At 37.9% G+C, this 16,203-nt stretch carries 14 protein-coding genes; all 14 read right to left on the bottom strand.

All coding sequences use genetic code 11. The features are described 5' to 3' along the window. Positions 1-149: 149 nt before the first annotated feature. A complete protein-coding gene (gene rpoE, locus Q8X41_RS14795) occupies positions 150-713 on the bottom strand; it encodes a DNA-directed RNA polymerase subunit delta (RefSeq protein ID WP_397537027.1) in 564 nt (187 codons plus the stop codon). 697 nt (positions 714-1,410) lie between these two features. After that, positions 1,411-4,659, bottom strand: coding sequence for a fused isobutyryl-CoA mutase/GTPase IcmF (icmF, locus tag Q8X41_RS14790; protein ID WP_397537026.1), 3,249 nt, complete (start codon positions 4,657-4,659; stop codon positions 1,411-1,413). A 112-nt stretch (positions 4,660-4,771) separates the two neighbouring features. After that, positions 4,772-5,398, bottom strand: a complete 627-nt coding sequence (locus tag Q8X41_RS14785; protein WP_397537025.1) for a TetR/AcrR family transcriptional regulator — start codon at positions 5,396-5,398, stop codon at positions 4,772-4,774. Between the two features lie 3 nt (positions 5,399-5,401). Further along, a complete protein-coding gene (locus Q8X41_RS14780; RefSeq protein ID WP_397537024.1) occupies positions 5,402-6,538 on the bottom strand; it encodes an acyl-CoA dehydrogenase in 1,137 nt (378 codons plus the stop codon). A gap of 256 nt (positions 6,539-6,794) precedes the next feature. Beyond that, a complete protein-coding gene (locus Q8X41_RS14775) occupies positions 6,795-7,925 on the bottom strand; it encodes an acyl-CoA dehydrogenase (RefSeq protein ID WP_397537023.1) in 1,131 nt (376 codons plus the stop codon). A 91-nt stretch (positions 7,926-8,016) separates the two neighbouring features. Further along, entirely contained in the window at positions 8,017-8,868 is an 852-nt protein-coding gene (locus tag Q8X41_RS14770; protein ID WP_397537022.1) for a 3-hydroxybutyryl-CoA dehydrogenase, read from the bottom strand. Continuing rightward, positions 8,865-10,073 carry an acetyl-CoA C-acetyltransferase gene (locus Q8X41_RS14765; protein WP_397537021.1) on the bottom strand — a complete coding sequence of 403 codons (1,209 nt, stop codon included), beginning with the start codon at positions 10,071-10,073 and terminating at the stop codon, positions 8,865-8,867. The genes Q8X41_RS14770 and Q8X41_RS14765 overlap by 4 nt, the downstream gene beginning before the upstream one ends. A 202-nt stretch (positions 10,074-10,275) precedes the next feature. After that, complete coding sequence (locus Q8X41_RS14760; RefSeq protein WP_397537020.1) at positions 10,276-12,420, bottom strand: (Fe-S)-binding protein; 2,145 nt, start codon at positions 12,418-12,420, stop codon at positions 10,276-10,278. A gap of 295 nt (positions 12,421-12,715) precedes the next feature. Continuing rightward, entirely contained in the window at positions 12,716-13,396 is a 681-nt protein-coding gene (locus Q8X41_RS14755) for a hypothetical protein (protein WP_397537019.1), read from the bottom strand. Next, a complete protein-coding gene (locus Q8X41_RS14750) occupies positions 13,397-13,879 on the bottom strand; it encodes an ECF transporter S component (RefSeq protein WP_397537018.1) in 483 nt (160 codons plus the stop codon). It abuts the gene before it with no gap. A 7-nt stretch (positions 13,880-13,886) separates the two neighbouring features. Beyond that, a complete protein-coding gene (locus Q8X41_RS14745) occupies positions 13,887-14,483 on the bottom strand; it encodes a cob(I)yrinic acid a,c-diamide adenosyltransferase (protein WP_397537017.1) in 597 nt (198 codons plus the stop codon). Between the two features lie 15 nt (positions 14,484-14,498). Beyond that, on the bottom strand, positions 14,499-14,897 hold the full coding sequence (locus tag Q8X41_RS14740) for a bifunctional adenosylcobinamide kinase/adenosylcobinamide-phosphate guanylyltransferase (RefSeq protein ID WP_397537016.1): 399 nt from the start codon (positions 14,895-14,897) through the stop codon (positions 14,499-14,501). Next, positions 14,849-15,448: a histidine phosphatase family protein gene (locus Q8X41_RS14735; RefSeq protein ID WP_397537015.1), complete on the bottom strand. Its 600-nt coding sequence runs from the start codon at positions 15,446-15,448 to the stop codon at positions 14,849-14,851. The genes Q8X41_RS14740 and Q8X41_RS14735 overlap by 49 nt, the downstream gene beginning before the upstream one ends. Continuing rightward, positions 15,421-16,197: an adenosylcobinamide-GDP ribazoletransferase gene (cobS, locus tag Q8X41_RS14730; RefSeq protein WP_397537014.1), complete on the bottom strand. Its 777-nt coding sequence runs from the start codon at positions 16,195-16,197 to the stop codon at positions 15,421-15,423. The genes Q8X41_RS14735 and cobS overlap by 28 nt, the downstream gene beginning before the upstream one ends. Positions 16,198-16,203 lie beyond the last annotated feature (6 nt).

The raw sequence follows: 16,203 nt of genomic DNA, 5'->3' as shown, positions 1-16,203 counted from the left end.
GGTAGTGTTTCTTAAACACTTATAAAAAATACAAAAAACGCTCCTCCCGCAAATAAATTGCAGGGGGAGCGTATTACTTATACGGCCATTCTCCTTATTTAAGGAGCCCAAGTAAAAGGGTATATGATATTACCTAAGTTGTCAAGATGTTATTCTTTTTCTTTGTCTTCTAATTCTTCATCATCTAGTTCTTCATCATCGTCATCGATTTCAAATTCTTCATCTTCGATTTCGATTTCTTCATCTAAATCATCGTCATCAATTTCATCGATATCAGCAGAATCGAAGTCTTCTTCGCCATCAATTTCTTCGTCATCATCGACAAATTCATCGAAGTCTTCTTCAAATTCGATTTCATCATCATCTTCTTCAAGCTCGTCATCAACAAGTGCAGCTTTTGCTTTCTTCTTACGAACCTTAACAGTTGGTGCAGTTTCTTCTTCTACTTGATCGATTGCATACCATTCGCGGATTCCCCAGCGATTTTCTCCTAATACGATAAAACGACCATCAATATTGATGTCTGTATAGAATTGGATGGCTGCTTTTTTCATTTCTTCATCTGTACGAGCACCTAGGTCTTGAATAGCTTGCATAATTTCAGCAAATGCCAATGGTTGGTGTTTTTCTTCTAAGATAGCGTATGCTAATTTGATTAATGATTCCTCTACTAACTGTTCTTGATTTAACTCACGAAGGTTCAATTCGTGCACGTCCTTTCTTCTTCATAAACATAATATCCATTATAAACAATTATACTTAATTTTCGCTACAATCAATTCTTCTTTTTTTCGATTTGCAAACGATAAAACCCGTAGACAAACAAATATATTGCAAGAAGAAGGAATGAAATCGCTCCTAATTGTTTATCATATATATAATAAGTCAGTACTAAGCACAATATAATAATCATGAAGTGGATCACGATTTTCACTGTACCTTCACTCCTTCAAAATAGTCTAATCAAAATATTACTTAAAAAGCGAAAAAGAAGGCCTAATCTATCGACTAGACACTTCATAATTATATCAATTAAATCTAAAGCTCATATTTTCTTATTTACTCTGTTGAATAAGCATACTCCTCAATTGCTTATTCGTAAAGTGGGAGAACAAGAAAACTGAATAATGACTATTGAAGGAATGGATTTTTTAGCTTTTTGATATTGAAGGTTGATTCTATTATACATATTAAACCTTATTATGGACTAATTTTGCTTAATCTACTCAAGGATTCGGTATTAATTGTTGCTATTTGTTGTTTCATTGGTACTACTTGACTTCTGTCTTGCACTACTAAGGAGATGTTATATTTTATTGGCACCACTCATGGAATCATCTGCAAGCTTCGCTTAGTTGAAAACTTGATGCTTTCAACTAAGCGGGAAAGTTATTATTTTAGCTAAACTCGTTACATATTCCTTCTATATTGTCCGCCAACTTCGTATAGTGCATTAGTGATTTGGCCGAGGCTTGCTACTTTTACAGTTTGCATGAGTTCTTCGAAGATATTGCCACCTTGTTTGGCCGTTTCTCTTAGGCTTTGTAGTGCGATTGCTGCTTCTCCCCCATGTTGTTGTTGGAAGTTACGCAAATTTTGAATTTGTGCATCTTTCTCTTCTTTTGATGCCCGTGCGATCTCCATACTGTTGATTGCCTCTTCTGATGGCGGATTTGGATTCAAGTAAGTATTCACCCCAATAATCGGTAGTTCACCTGAATGCTTCAATGATTCATAATACATGGACTCTTCTTGGATTTTACCTCGTTGATACTGAGTTTCCATTGCCCCTAATACGCCACCTCTGTCATTCATTCGATCAAACTCAGCAAGTACCGCTTCTTCCACAAGCTCTGTTAATTCTTCAATAATAAACGATCCTTGTAATGGGTTTTCATTTTTTGTTAAACCATGTTCTTTCGTAATAATCATTTGAATGGCCATTGCGCGACGAACAGATTCTTCTGTTGGTGTTGTAATCGCTTCATCATAAGCGTTTGTATGCAACGAGTTACAGTTATCGTGTAATGCCATCAACGCTTGCAATGTTGTGCGGATATCATTGAAGTCGATTTCTTGTGCGTGTAAACTTCTTCCTGATGTTTGGATATGATATTTTAATTTTTGGCTACGGTCATTTGCTCCATATAGATCACGCATTGTCACTGCCCAAATACGGCGTGCCACTCGACCAATAACGCTATATTCCGGATCAAGTCCATTTGAGAAGAAAAATGAAAGATTTGGTGCAAAATCATCGATATTCATACCTCGACTCAAATAATATTCAACATACGTAAAGCCATTTGCTAGTGTGAAAGCAAGTTGTGAAATCGGGTTAGCTCCTGCTTCTGCAATATGATAACCAGAGATTGAAACAGAATAATAATTGCGAACTTTTTCATCTATAAAATATTGCTGGATATCTCCCATCATTCGAAGTGCAAATTCAGTTGAGAAGATACATGTGTTTTGCCCTTGGTCCTCTTTTAAAATATCTGCTTGCACTGTACCACGGACTACGTTTAATGTTTGCGATCTTGTTTCAGTAAATTCTTCTATTGTTAAATTACGACCAAGCTCTTGTTCACGTAACTGCACTTGTTGATCAATTGCCGTATTCATAAACATAGCTAAAATAATTGGAGCAGGTCCATTGATTGTCATCGAAACAGATGTGGATGCTGCACATAAATCAAATCCTGCATAGAGTTTCTTCATATCTTCTAGTGTGCAAATACTAACACCAGATTCACCTACTTTTCCGTAGATATCTGGTCGCTCGTCGGGATCTTCTCCATATAATGTCACAGAGTCAAATGCCGTTGATAAACGTTTTGCATCGTCATCTTTTGATAAATAGTGGAAGCGGCGATTTGTACGTTCCGGCGTACCTTCGCCAGCAAATTGACGTTTTGGATCTTCACCTTGTCGTTTGAATGGGAACACGCCTCCCGTATAAGGGAATGAGCCCGGCACATTTTCTGCATAAACCCAGCGAAGAATTTCTCCGTAATCCACAAATTTCGGTAATACAACCTTTGGAATCTTCAATCCAGATAAGCTCGTAGTTGTTAATAATGTACGAATTTCTTTATCTCGAACTTTTGTTATGAGTTCGTCGCCACTGTAACTTTCTTTTAGCGTCTGCCAATTCTCTAAAATCTGTTTTGATTGTATTGTTAGCTGATCTTTTACGCCATCAATTAGTTGCTGTAATGATTGTACAAGAGCATCTTCTGGTGATTTCTCTTGTACCAACTTAAGTGAGCCTTCTAATTGGAATAGTTTTCTTGCTAGTTCTACTTGTTGTTCAGATTTTTTATGATATCCACGAACTGTTTCTGAAATTTCTCGTAAATAGTAGCGGCGTTCATTTGGTATAATGACGTTTTGCTTTTGTGTTTTAACAAATTGCTCGTAAGTTGTTTGCCAATCATAGTCACATTTTTCATTAATAGTTTGTATTAATGCTGCGAATAAGGAGTTCGTTCCTTTGTCATTGAATTGGCTCGCGATCGTTCCAAAAACAGGCATAGTATCAAGGTCTTGATGCCATAATTCATGGCTACGTTGATACTGTTTCTGTACTTGACGCAATGCATCTTCTGAACCTTTTCTTTCGAATTTATTGATCACGATTAGATCTGCAAAATCGATCATATCGATTTTCTCTAATTGGGTAGGTGCTCCAAACTCGCTCGTCATAACATACATTGACAGATCAGAAACACTTGTAATTGCAGCATCTCCTTGCCCAATACCACTCGTTTCAACCACAATTAAATCAAATCCTGCAACTTTCACAATTTCTAAAACATCACCAAGTGCCGCGGATAATTCTGTATGTGAATTACGTGTTGCTAAACTTCGCATATACACACGATTATTGAAGATTGCATTCATACGGATTCGGTCACCGAGTAAGGCCCCGCCTGTTTTCTGTTTTGTAGGATCAATAGAGATAATCGCGATTTTCTTTTCCGGAAATTCGTGTAAGAATCGGCGAATTAATTCATCTGTTAACGAACTTTTCCCTGCTCCCCCTGTACCTGTAATCCCTAATACAGGCGTCTTTTTAGATAATTCTCTTGCCAGTTTTAGCAGCTCATCAATTTCAGCTTGCTTTCCTTCTTCAACTGCTGTTATAAGCTGTGCAAGTAGTTCAGGTTTTTCGGTATTTAGCTGCTGTAATTTATCAATCAAGTCATCTTTTACCGTTGAGAAATCACTTTTTTCTATCATTTTATTGATCATACCTTGTAATCCCAGTGATAGGCCATCTTCAGGGGAAAATAGATTTTTTACACCATAATCTTGTAGTTCTTTAATTTCCTTCGGTAATATAACACCGCCACCACCGCCAAAAATACCGATATGTGGTGCCCCTTTTTCATTTAAAAGATCGTACATATATTTAAAGTATTCAATATGACCACCTTGATAGGAAGAAATAGCAATACCTTGTGCATCTTCTTGAATAGCAGCGTTTACTACTTCCTCTACAGATCGATTGTGCCCTAGATGGATTACCTCAACACCGCTTGCTTGTAAAATACGACGCATTATATTAATAGATGCATCATGACCATCAAATAGGCTGGATGCAGTAACAAAACGGACATGCTGCAGTGGTTTATAAATTTCTAGCTTTGTCATATTAAATTCCCCCTCATTTTAAATGAACAATTTCTCCACAGATAGAAAATGCAAGTAAAGAAAACAACAAGCATCCCCTGTTTGTGTTTTTCTCCCTCGCATCCCTAAACCTCTATGCCTGAATACCGTTTACTAGTATTTTTGTCTGCATTTTAATATAGTCTTCTATTTTAAAATCCTTGCGCCATGCCCATCGACGGAAGGACCATGCCTGACCTTGAAGTACGATTTGGTGTGCAAGGAGTTTAATTTCCTTTTTAGGCATCTCTAGCTCTCCTGATTTCACACAGCCTGCTAATAGATTTTCAAAAAGTCCAACCATCTCAATTTCTTTAGATAATACATATTCAAGAGCATCTTTTGGTAAAGATTTCGATTCTTGATACATGACAAGCATTTCGTCTTGCATATCATCAACAAGTAAATAATATTGATTAATAGCCGATATTAAACCTTCCACAGTAGCTTCATGTTGTTGAATAGGTTCTAATCTTTTTCGAACTTCTAGATAAATGTTGTTACAAACGAGATAGAGTATATCTTCTTTCGTGCGAATATATTCATAGAGTGTGCCTATACTGAAGCCCGATTCTTTGGCGATTTCCCTTGTCGTCGTTCGATGAAAGCCTTTTTCCTTAAAGAGACGAACTGCAGCTTGAATCATTTCCGTCCGTCTCTTTTCTATTAAGCTTTCATCTTTGATAGATGTTTGAATCTGCCTTTTACTTTCTTTTGCCATATATTATTTTAGAAGCATACGAGAGATCACGAGACGTTGAATTTCTTGCGTACCCTCGTAAATTTGAGTAATTTTCGCATCACGCATGAAGCGTTCTACTGGATATTCTTTCGTATAACCGTAACCGCCAAAGACTTGAACTGCTTCAGTTGTCACTTTCATTGAAGTATCACCAGCCATTAATTTTGCCATTGCTGATTGCTTACCATATGGTAGATTATTTGATTCTAACCATGCAGCTTGGTAGGTTAATAATCTTGAAGCTTCTGTAGCAGTTGCCATATCAGCTAATTTAAATGACACCCCTTGGTTTGCAGAAATAGGTTTGCCAAATTGAACGCGTTCTTTTGAGTAAGCGACTGCAGCATCTAATGCGCCTTGTGCGATTCCAACTGCTTGAGCTGCAATACCGTTGCGACCTCCATCTAATGTTTTCATCGCAATCTTGAAACCGTCCCCTTCTGCACCAAGTAAATTTCCCTTTGGTACACGGCAGTTATCAAAAATGATTTCTGTAGTAGGTGATGAACGAATACCCATTTTCTTTTCTTTTTTCCCCACTGAGAAGCCCTCAAAATCTGCTTCTACAATAAATGCTGAAGTACCATTTCTATCTTCAGGATCTGTTACCGCAAAAACAACGTAAATATCTGCAATCCCACCGTTTGTGATAAAGATTTTAGAACCATTTAAAACGTAGTGATCCCCATCTAGTTTTGCTGTTGTTTTCATACCGCCAGCATCTGAACCTGAGCCTGGTTCTGTTAAACCATAAGCACCGATTTTCTTCCCTTCAGCCATTGGACGTAAATATTTTTGTTTTTGCTCTTCCGTACCAAATTTGTAAACTGGCCATCCCGCAAGTGAAGTATGTGCTGAAAGCGTTACACCTGTAGATGCACATACACGCGATAATTCTTCAACTGCAATAACGTAGGCTAAATAATCTGAGCCGATACCGCCGTACTCTTCTGGCCAAGGAATCCCTGTTAAGCCTAGCTCAGCCATTTGGTCGAAAATAGCGCGATCGAATGTTTCATTTTCATCACGTTCTGCAGCAGTAGGTGCTACTTCGTTTTCCGCAAAATCTCTTACCATTTTTCGAATCATTTCATGTTCTTCAGATAGTGTAAAATTCATCCCGTATTTCCCCTTTGTATTTTAAATTTATATATACTGCCACTTTTTCTTTATGCATGTTATTGCCCAATTTTTTATCCAAAGCGCCAGTACGATAAGCACACAAACTGCAGTCAACTCTGTTGTCTCACAAAGTTCGGTACTCTTGACGCTTCACTTTCATCCCAAAGCAAAACTTTCTCGCTCTTTATGTAAGGCATTTTGGAACAATCAGTATTCTTTTCAAATATCAACAAGCAAATGTATTAGTGCATTCTTATAAACATCTCGAAATGACCATTCTCTGAATCTCACTTGTTCCCTCGTAGATTTCTGTTACTTTCGCATCGCGGAAGTAGCGTTCTACTGGATAATCCTCGGTATAACCATAGCCTCCAAAAATTTGGATGGCTTCCGTAGTTACATCAACAGCTGTTTTGGAAGCGAAAAGCTTTGCCATTGATGCTTCCTTTCGGCATGGTTTCCCCGTTGCTCGTAAGTTTGCTGCTTTATAGACAAGCAATTTAGCTGCTTCAATTGCTGTTGCCATATCTGCTAGCTTAAATGAAACTCCTTGATTTGCTGCAATTGGTTTGCCAAATTGTTTACGTTCAGCTGCATATCTTGTCGCTTCTTCTAAAGCTGCTTCTGCAATCCCCAAGCTTTGCGCAGCAATACCGATGCGACCGACATCTAAATTTGCCATTGCAATTTTAAAGCCGTCCCCTTCTGCACCGAGTAAATTGTGAGCTGGGACCTTCATTTGATCGAATGTAAGCTGTACCGTTCTCGAGCCATGTAGTCCCATTTTCTTTTCATCTTTGCCAACGATTAAACCAGGAGTATCCTTTTCAACGATAAATGCTGAGATTCCTCTTACACCTTTTGACGGATCAGTAGAGGCAAAGACAATATACACATCTGCCTCTCCACCATTGGTAATAAAAACTTTAGAACCATTCAGTTCGTAATCATCTCCAGCTTTTACTGCCCTCGTTTTCAAAGACCCCGCATCAGATCCTGACGATGGTTCTGTTAAGCAAAATGCACCTAAGTATTCTCCAGAGGCAAGTTTTGGAACGTAACGCTTTTTTTGTTCTTCATTGCCAAAATAGAGAATAGGATTTGTTCCGACCGATGTATGCACAGACAAAATCACCCCGATGACTGCACTTACCTTTGATAATTCGTTAATGGCAATAATATAGGATGTGAAATCCATTTCTGAACCGCCATATTTTGCTGGTGCTGTTATGCCCATAAGTCCTAGCTCTCCCATTTTGGCTAGAATATCACGTGGAAAACCCCCATTTTCCATATAACTGACTTGCGGTGCAATAACATCCTTCGCAAAATCCCGAACCATATTGCGCATCATCAATTGTTCTTCCGTGAACTGTAAATTCATGATGAATCTCCCCTTTATCCCGCTTTAACGGGCATTAAGATCCCACTTCTTTGAGTGAAGGTTCACTTTATTGCTAGTTCAACTTCCGATTTTATTCGTAAGTATAGAACCCACGCCCAGTTTTCTTCCCTAGCCAGCCTGCCTTGACGTATTTTCGTAATAACGGGCAAGGACGATATTTACTATCACCAAATCCTTCATACAATGTTTCCATAATATAAAGACATGTATCAAGGCCGATGAAATCTGCTAAAGTTAATGGCCCCATTGGATGGTTCATGCCAAGTTTCATGACTTCATCAATTGCTTCTTTCGTTGCTACACCTTCATAAAGTGTATAAATTGCTTCGTTGATCATTGGCATTAACACACGATTTGCTACAAAGCCCGGGAAATCATTTACTTCCACTGGTACCTTTTCGAGTTTTTCCGTTAGCTCTTCAATCATGTTGTACACTTCATCTGACGTAGCTAGACCTCGAATAATCTCTACAAGTTTCATGACTGGTACTGGATTCATAAAATGCATACCAATTACTTGTTCTGGACGTTTTGTCACTGCAGCAATTTCTGTTATTGGTAGTGACGAAGTGTTGGAAGCTAAAATTGCATGTTTTGGCGCAACTTCATCTAGTTGTTTAAAAATAGATTGCTTAATCTCCATATTTTCAACAGCTGCTTCTATTACTAAATCAACATCATGTGCATCATTAATAGATAAAGATTTTGTGAATCTTTGCAAAATTGAATCTTTTTCATCTTCTGTCATACGGCCTTTTACAACGTTTCTAGAAAGGTTTTGAGCAATCGTTTGAATACCTCTTGCAAAAGATTCTTCACTAATGTCATTAAGTTTGACGTTTAATCCTGCTTGAGCACAAACTTGGGCTATCCCCGAACCCATTTGTCCTGCACCTATTACCATTACTTTTTGAATTGTCATTTCTCCACTCCCTTTTGTGTTGGGACTTCAATCATGATGGCATCCCCTTGACCACCACCTGAACAGATAGCTGCAATTCCTAGTCCCCCACCACGACGTTTTAACTCATATGCTAGAGTTAAAATTATTCTTGCTCCTGATGCACCTATCGGATGACCTAATGCTACAGCTCCCCCATTGACGTTTACTTTTTCAGCGTCAAGTTCAGCAATTTTACTACTTGCAAGTGCTACTGCTGCAAAGGCTTCATTGATTTCAAACAAATCAATATCCTCTAATTTCTTTCCTGTCTTATCTAAAATTTTGTTGATTACGAGACCTGGTGTTTGTGGAAAATCATTCGGTTCTACACCAACTTCAGCATGACCAACAATGTAAGCAAGTGGTGACAACTGATGTTCTTCCGCATATTCCTCACTTGTGACAACAACTGCACATGCACCATCATTCACCCCAGGAGCATTACCAGCTGTAATCGTACCATCCTTGCTAAAAGCTGATTTCAATTTCGTAAGAACTTCTAGCGATGTGTCTTTACGAGGTGCTTCATCAGTATCGACTATAATGTCATCACCTTTTCTTTGAGAAATTGACACTGCTACAATTTCTTCAGCGAATTTCCCCTCTTTAATTGCACGCGTTGCTCTTTGGTGACTTCGTAATGCCCATTCATCTTGCGTTTCTCTAGTCAGTTCGAATTTCTCTGCTGTCTCGTCTCCATATGTGCCCATATGTACGCGCTGTGGATGAAATGAACATGAAAGACCGTCATAAATCATACCATCGACTAGTGTTGCGTCTCCCATTCGCAAACCAAATCGACCCTTTGGTAAATAATACGGTGCATTAGACATGGACTCCATCCCACCAGCCACAATTACTCTTTCCTCACCAAGTCTGATTAGTTGATCTGCCAGAGTTACACTTCGCAAACCTGAAGCACAGACTTTGTTGATGGTTTCTGTTTTTACAGAGTATGGAATTCCTGCTTTTGAAGCTGCTTGACGCGAAGGAATTTGCCCTTGCCCTGCTTGTAAAACTGTTCCCATAATGACTTCATCTACTTGCGTCTCTCCTATATTGGATCGCTTTAATGCTTCTTTTATTGCTACACCACCTAAGTCACTAGCAGTTAAAGGACTAAGTTTTCCGCCAAGTTTTCCGAAGGCTGTTCGTGCTCCATCAATAATTACCGCTTTTTGCAAGTTTGACACCCCTTTTAAATTGTCATTGGATACGCTTACACAGACTGAATAAATAAAACGAGTGCTCGAAATTCCAGACTGACTGAACGCTCGCTCAATAAAATTTTAGAAAAAAAGAGAGGGCACTTGCTCTCTCTTTTTCACTTGTAAATATTGTATAAAAATTTTGACTTTTATGCAATATGTTATTTTTTTCTGCTTATTACACTGTTTCTTCTAAAGGCTCTGTTGAAACTTGAACTTCACCACACACCGATTTTTCTAGTAACTCAGCAATATCGTATGTGCCTACTTGTTCTTCCACCTCTTTTGCCTTTGTGCCATCTGATAGCATCGTTAAGCAATAAGGACAGCCAGAAGAAATAATTGTTGGACTTACTGCTAATGCTTGTTCTGTACGTGCTACATTAATTCGGTTACCAACATGTTCTTCCATCCACATTAGCCCACCACCTGCACCACAGCACATAGCCGTTTCTCGATTACGTTCCATTTCCACTAGCTTGACACCAGGAATCGACTTTAAAATTTCACGTGGTGCATCATACACATCGTTGTAACGACCTAAGTAACAAGAATCATGGAAAGTAATAGTTTCATTCACTTCATACTGTGGTTTAAGTCGACCTTGTTGAACAAGCTCAAACAACAACTCTGTATGGTGATACACTTCTCCACTCCACCCAAAGTCACTATATTCATTCTTGAAAATATTATATGCATGTGGATCGATCGTTACGATTTTCGTAATACCTGCTTTTTCAAATTCTTTAATATTCGCTTCAGCAAGCTCTTGGAATAAAAACTCATTTCCTAAACGGCGTGGTGTATCACCAGAGTTCTTTTCTTTATTTCCTAAAATTGCAAATTTTACACCTGCTTCGTTCATCAAGTGAGCAAATGCTAAGGCAATTTTTTGTGAACGGTTATCAAAAGAACCCATAGAACCTACCCAGAATAGGTACTCGATTTCTTCACCTGCTTTTGAAGCTTCTTTTATTGTTGGAATATGAACATCTGGACGAGCATCTCTCCAATTTTCTTTTTCTTTACGGTTAATCCCCCAAGGATTTCCTTGGCGTTCGATATTCGTCATTGCACGCTGAGCATCAGGATTTACACGTCCTTCTGTCATTGTTAAATAACGACGAAGATCAATAATTTTCTCAACATGCTCATTCATAACTGGACATTGATCCTCACAGTTACGACAAGTAGTACACGCCCAAATCTCTTCTTCTGTAATAACATCACCAATTAATGATGGACTGTAGACATCTTCAATCGTTACACCTTCTGCACCTGCAGCAACAGCAAGCTGATTCCCTTGTGTATTTTTGAAGAATATTTTCGGTACCCATGGTTGTTGATGTGTTTGGACAGCACCAGTAAATGTTAGATGGTCACGAAGTTTTGTCATTAAATCCATTGGCGAAAGCATTTTACCTGTCCCACTTGCAGGACACATATTCGTACAACGTCCACACTCTACGCAAGCATAGAGATCAATCAGTTGAAGTTGTGTAAAATCTTCTATTTTCCCAACACCAAATGAAGGTACTTCCTCTGATTCTTCATCTTCATTTTCTAATGCTTCAAAATCAATCGGCGTTAATTTTCCAACAGGTGTTAAACGATTGAAGTAAACGTTTACAGGGCCTGCGATTAAATGTGCGTGTTTAGATTGTGGAACATACACTAAGAATGTTAAAAGAATTAGTAGATGAATCCACCACATGATAAAGAAAACAGTAGTGGCTGCAGCTGTTGGTAGGAATCCAAACACTGTGCCGATGAGGGAAGCTACTGGCTCTGACCAAGTTGCTTCTTCACCATGCCAAATCATGCCCATTCCATTACCTACAAGTACAGAAACCATTAAACCACCGATAAAAATCAATACAAGCCCAGATTTTAATCCGCGTTTTAGTCGAACAAGCTTTTCAATATAACGACGGTAATAAGCCCATACAACTGCAACCAAAATAACAAGTGACACTATTTCTTGGAAGAATGTAAAATACGGATAAACAGGTCCAAGTGGTAAATGTGACCCTGGGTTTAAACCTTTCCAGATAAAATCAATGGCACCAAGTTGTACTAATATGAATCCATAGAAGAACATGACATGAATAGCACCACTCTTTTTATCCTTTAGTAATTTTTTTTGTCCAAAAACATACACCCAAATGTTTTGTAATCTTGCTTTGACATCATTATCAAATTCAACCTTTTTCCCCATTTTGATGAATTGATAGCGTGTCTTTACCAAGTAAGCGAATAACCCTAATCCATATGCGACTACAGCTAAAAATAAAATCCAATTAATGATTAATAGTGGATTCATTTTCCTTCCCCCCTAAGTTGCTTCTTGTCTTAACGTCATCTACCTAATAGGTAGATTTTAGAAATTATATTATTATAAACATTGTAAAATATGAATGAGCATTCAGTCAACAGAATTTCAATGCACCATTCAATAATTTCTCTAAAATAATCATTATTTCTCTCTTAATTAATAATATCTAAGTTAATTCAATATTCTATCATATCTAGATACAAATATACTATGTTATTTTTCACAATAAAATTATAAAAAAACATCAAAAAGTCTATTGTAAATAGATTTTTCGATGTTTTGATTATGCATGTACTACAATCGGTTGCAATAATTCTCCCAAAAGTTGTTGTGCTTGTTGTATTTTTTCCTCATAAATACCAACTAAAACGACTGTTGATGGACCTGCAGATTCATGGATATCCCATGCACATTCAAATGATACTTCACCAAACAGATTGTGAACTTCTTTAGAAATCCCTTTAGATCCTACCGGCCAAATACGTCCGATTATATCTTGCTGGATTGCTTTATAAATACATTTCATATCAGCGATTTTTTCTGGTTCAGCCACTAATTTATCCCCAACTAATGGTTTGCCATATGTAAACCATTTTAGACATTGTACAGGCGGTATATCTTTGACAGATTCACCGATCATCGTAATAGCTATCCCTGATTGCAATGTTTCCATATTGGATTCTGTACTACCTGTAATTCTAGGTAACCCTATACCAATTTCGCGAAATAATCTGCTGATACCAGTTATATAACGATTCCAAGCATCTTCATCACTGAAATTGTGCAAAATGATTGCTTCAGGTACAGCGCCCTCTACCCATTGTTCTAGCAATGTCACACGAGCAGAAAAATAGCTTGTAACATCATCTGGAACGTGTACAACATCTAACTTCTTCTGTCCAATAGCTCCAGAATTGTCGGTAGTTACGATAAAGCCATTCGACAATTGTAATGCATTTCTCATCTATGAATGAGCCTCTTTTCTTGCAAAAGCTTTTGATAAAAACGGCATACATATACCTGCTATAACTACATTTACTAATGTTGTGATGAAAATTTCAGGAGTTACAGCATAGAACATCTTCGGAGAAATCAACCAATAAAATGGTAGCGGAGATAAAATACCATTAGCAATAATAGCAAATACCCACTTTAAAATTGAGTGATTCTTTTGATGTAGTTTCGCAAAACCCCATACAACAAGAAACATTTCAAAAGCAATTAAAATATGAAATGGCCCTAACTGAAAACCGCCTACACCAGCTGAAACAATATGTCCAAATGCCGCAGCAACCCCTGCTACTGGTGCGGGTAAAATGATAGCTCCTAAAAATGCTGGAGCAGAATCAAGAGCTGCTGAACTGATTCCTACAGGAACTTTGAACATTGCTCCTACTGCACATAATGCTGATACCATTGCTGTTAACGTAATCAATCGTAATTTCATCTTTTATCTAATCCTTCTCTTTGTCTTTTCTTCCACCATTTCTAAACACCTTTGCGCCTCGGATATATTCAATATCCGCAACATTTAAGCGTGAATTTGCCACACGTGCAGCCGCAAATAAATAATCAGATAAACGATTTAAATAACGTTGTACAACTGTAGGGACATCTCCCTCTTTTGCGTTTTTCAATAATGTTACCGTTTGACGTTCAGCACGTCTTGCGATTGTACGAGCAATATGCAATGTAGCTGCTGCAGGAGATCCACCAGGTAAGATGAATTTTTCTAGTAAAGGGGGTTCATCCATTAAGACATCAATGCGTTTTTCCATTTCTTCAATCGGTTCATCCGTCATTTTATAATGACGTTCCTTCATCACATTTGCCAAATCGCCACCACAATCAAACAATTCATTTTGAATATTTTCTAGGTCTTGCAATATATCTTGGAAATTCCCCTGATCAAGCTCTGTCATTGCCTTACCGATGAATGAATTCAATTCATCTATCGTACCATATGCCTCAACTCGTAAATCGTCTTTATCTACTCTTCCTCCGATAATACTTGTTTTCCCTTTGTCGCCTGTACGTGTGTATAAATTCATCTCTCATCCTTCTTTCTATTTTATTTTTTCAGCTAAGCCGTACCAAATTCTTGTTACATGTTCACTTACTGCAAATAATTGTTGATATAATCGCCCACAAGTATCTCTAAGTTGCCGGTCTTGTTGATCAATTGGTACGATGCCTCTCCCCATCTCAGTTGCAATTATAATGACTCGATGCTTCTTATCAAATGATTGTAGCTGTTCCGTAATCTGGGTAGCTAACTTTCTTTCATCTTGCTCAAGTAGTGGTTTGATTACACGTTCAAGTCCTGAAACAACAATTGTTTCGCTTGTGGGGTTTTGTGGTAATTGCCCAATATACCATTCGACATCAAATAAATCTTGCTCTTTTAACCAATTTATCACATATTCATGTTTGCCGTTATAGGCACCACCGATAAAGATGTGCATCGTTTCCCCTCCTCAAAAGCTTCTTTAGTAGTCCACTGAAGCTTATACATATCGTCATGTGAAACATGCCAATCCCAAAATTCACTTGATTCTGGAGCAAAGTTAACAAGCAATATCCGAATTGTTCCACCATGTAAAATGAGAGGATATCTAGTAAAGCCTTTTGGTAATCGAGCAATAGCCTCCATACAACGCTTCGTAACTTCTTCTAATGTTTCACCGGACGGTGGTGCTAAACGCTGTGGATTATCAATCCAGTTTCGATATTGCTGGATCTCTTTTAACTCTTCATAAGTTTTGCCTTCGAATTCGCCAAAATTGCTTTCTCTAAACCCTACATCTCCAAGATATGAAGCTATCGGAAAATAGTATGCTGCCGTTTGTTTACAACGTTTTAAATCGCTACCAAAAATCGTTTCACATCTGCTATCTAATACAGGCAGGTTTTGATTCGGCAAAATGTCTTCATCTGCCCATCCTAAATACCGTCTTTCATTATTACTCTTCGTTCTTGCGTGGCGTATTAAGTAAACAGTAACAGCGTAATCCATAATACTGCCTCCATTCCTTCAATAAACGCTCCAAGTAAATCGCCAGAACTACCACGGAAATTGCGAATAGTCCACAATTTATAGAGCAATGCAGCTACCACTACTACTCCAAGTAATACCATTGCTACAGTCCATTCACTACTTATCCAAATAATTATTGTTGTACCAATAATAGTAGAAATAATTGTGCTAATTAGCCACGATGACGTATGTAAATGTTGCTTAAAAAAATAGCCTAACCCTTTTTCCTTAGAACTTTTTGTCTGGATGAAATAAATGGACATCCCTAATCGGGATAAAAATGGTACCACTATTAACCAGATCCAATTGAACTGTTGTTGCCCAACTAATTCTGATAGGAAAAAAATTTTCGTTAATACCAGAAATAGTAACGACATCGCACCAAAAGCTCCAATACGTGGATCGTCTAATATTTCGATACGTTTTTCTATATCACGATATGAAAAATAAGCGTCTCCCATATCTACAAAACCATCTAAATGTAACCCGCCAGTCCAAATTATATAACCAAATATAAGGATAAACCCTGTTAGCATTGGACTTATTTCGGTATATGTTTGGATCATATAAAATATTGCCGCCATAACAGCCCCCATTAGGGCACCTAACCACGGTAAAAAGGAGAACATTGCAGTAACTGTTTTCTTCGTTAATGGTAATTCTTTATGAATCGGAACAACGGTGAAAAATTGAAATGCCAATAATATTCCTTTCACCACAGTACTCATAGTCTC

It is taken from the genome of Rummeliibacillus pycnus (assembly GCF_044359855.1).
In the GTDB taxonomy this organism is placed as follows: Bacteria; Bacillota; Bacilli; order Bacillales_A; family Planococcaceae; genus Rummeliibacillus; species Rummeliibacillus pycnus_A.
The sequence above is the reverse complement of the archived record's forward strand: the minus strand, read 5'-3'. Positions and strand labels throughout refer to the sequence as shown.

Bases quoted from the DNA above. Each gene is read 5' to 3' on its own strand.
- icmF (WP_397537026.1), bottom strand. From the start codon at position 4,659: ATGACAAAGCTAGAAATTTATAAACCACTGCAGCATGTCCGTTTTGTT.
- Q8X41_RS14785 (WP_397537025.1), bottom strand. From the start codon at position 5,398: ATGGCAAAAGAAAGTAAAAGGCAGATTCAAACATCTATCAAAGATGAA.
- Q8X41_RS14780 (WP_397537024.1), bottom strand. From the start codon at position 6,538: ATGAATTTTACACTATCTGAAGAACATGAAATGATTCGAAAAATGGTA.
- Q8X41_RS14775 (WP_397537023.1), bottom strand. From the start codon at position 7,925: ATGAATTTACAGTTCACGGAAGAACAATTGATGATGCGCAATATGGTT.
- Q8X41_RS14770 (WP_397537022.1), bottom strand. From the start codon at position 8,868: ATGACAATTCAAAAAGTAATGGTAATAGGTGCAGGACAAATGGGTTCG.
- Q8X41_RS14760 (WP_397537020.1), bottom strand. From the start codon at position 12,420: ATGAATCCACTATTAATCATTAATTGGATTTTATTTTTAGCTGTAGTC.
- Q8X41_RS14755 (WP_397537019.1), bottom strand. From the start codon at position 13,396: ATGAGAAATGCATTACAATTGTCGAATGGCTTTATCGTAACTACCGAC.
- Q8X41_RS14750 (WP_397537018.1), bottom strand. From the start codon at position 13,879: ATGAAATTACGATTGATTACGTTAACAGCAATGGTATCAGCATTATGT.
- Q8X41_RS14745 (WP_397537017.1), bottom strand. From the start codon at position 14,483: ATGAATTTATACACACGTACAGGCGACAAAGGGAAAACAAGTATTATC.
- Q8X41_RS14740 (WP_397537016.1), bottom strand. From the start codon at position 14,897: ATGCACATCTTTATCGGTGGTGCCTATAACGGCAAACATGAATATGTG.
- Q8X41_RS14735 (WP_397537015.1), bottom strand. From the start codon at position 15,448: ATGGATTACGCTGTTACTGTTTACTTAATACGCCACGCAAGAACGAAG.
- cobS (WP_397537014.1), bottom strand. From the start codon at position 16,197: ATGAGTACTGTGGTGAAAGGAATATTATTGGCATTTCAATTTTTCACC.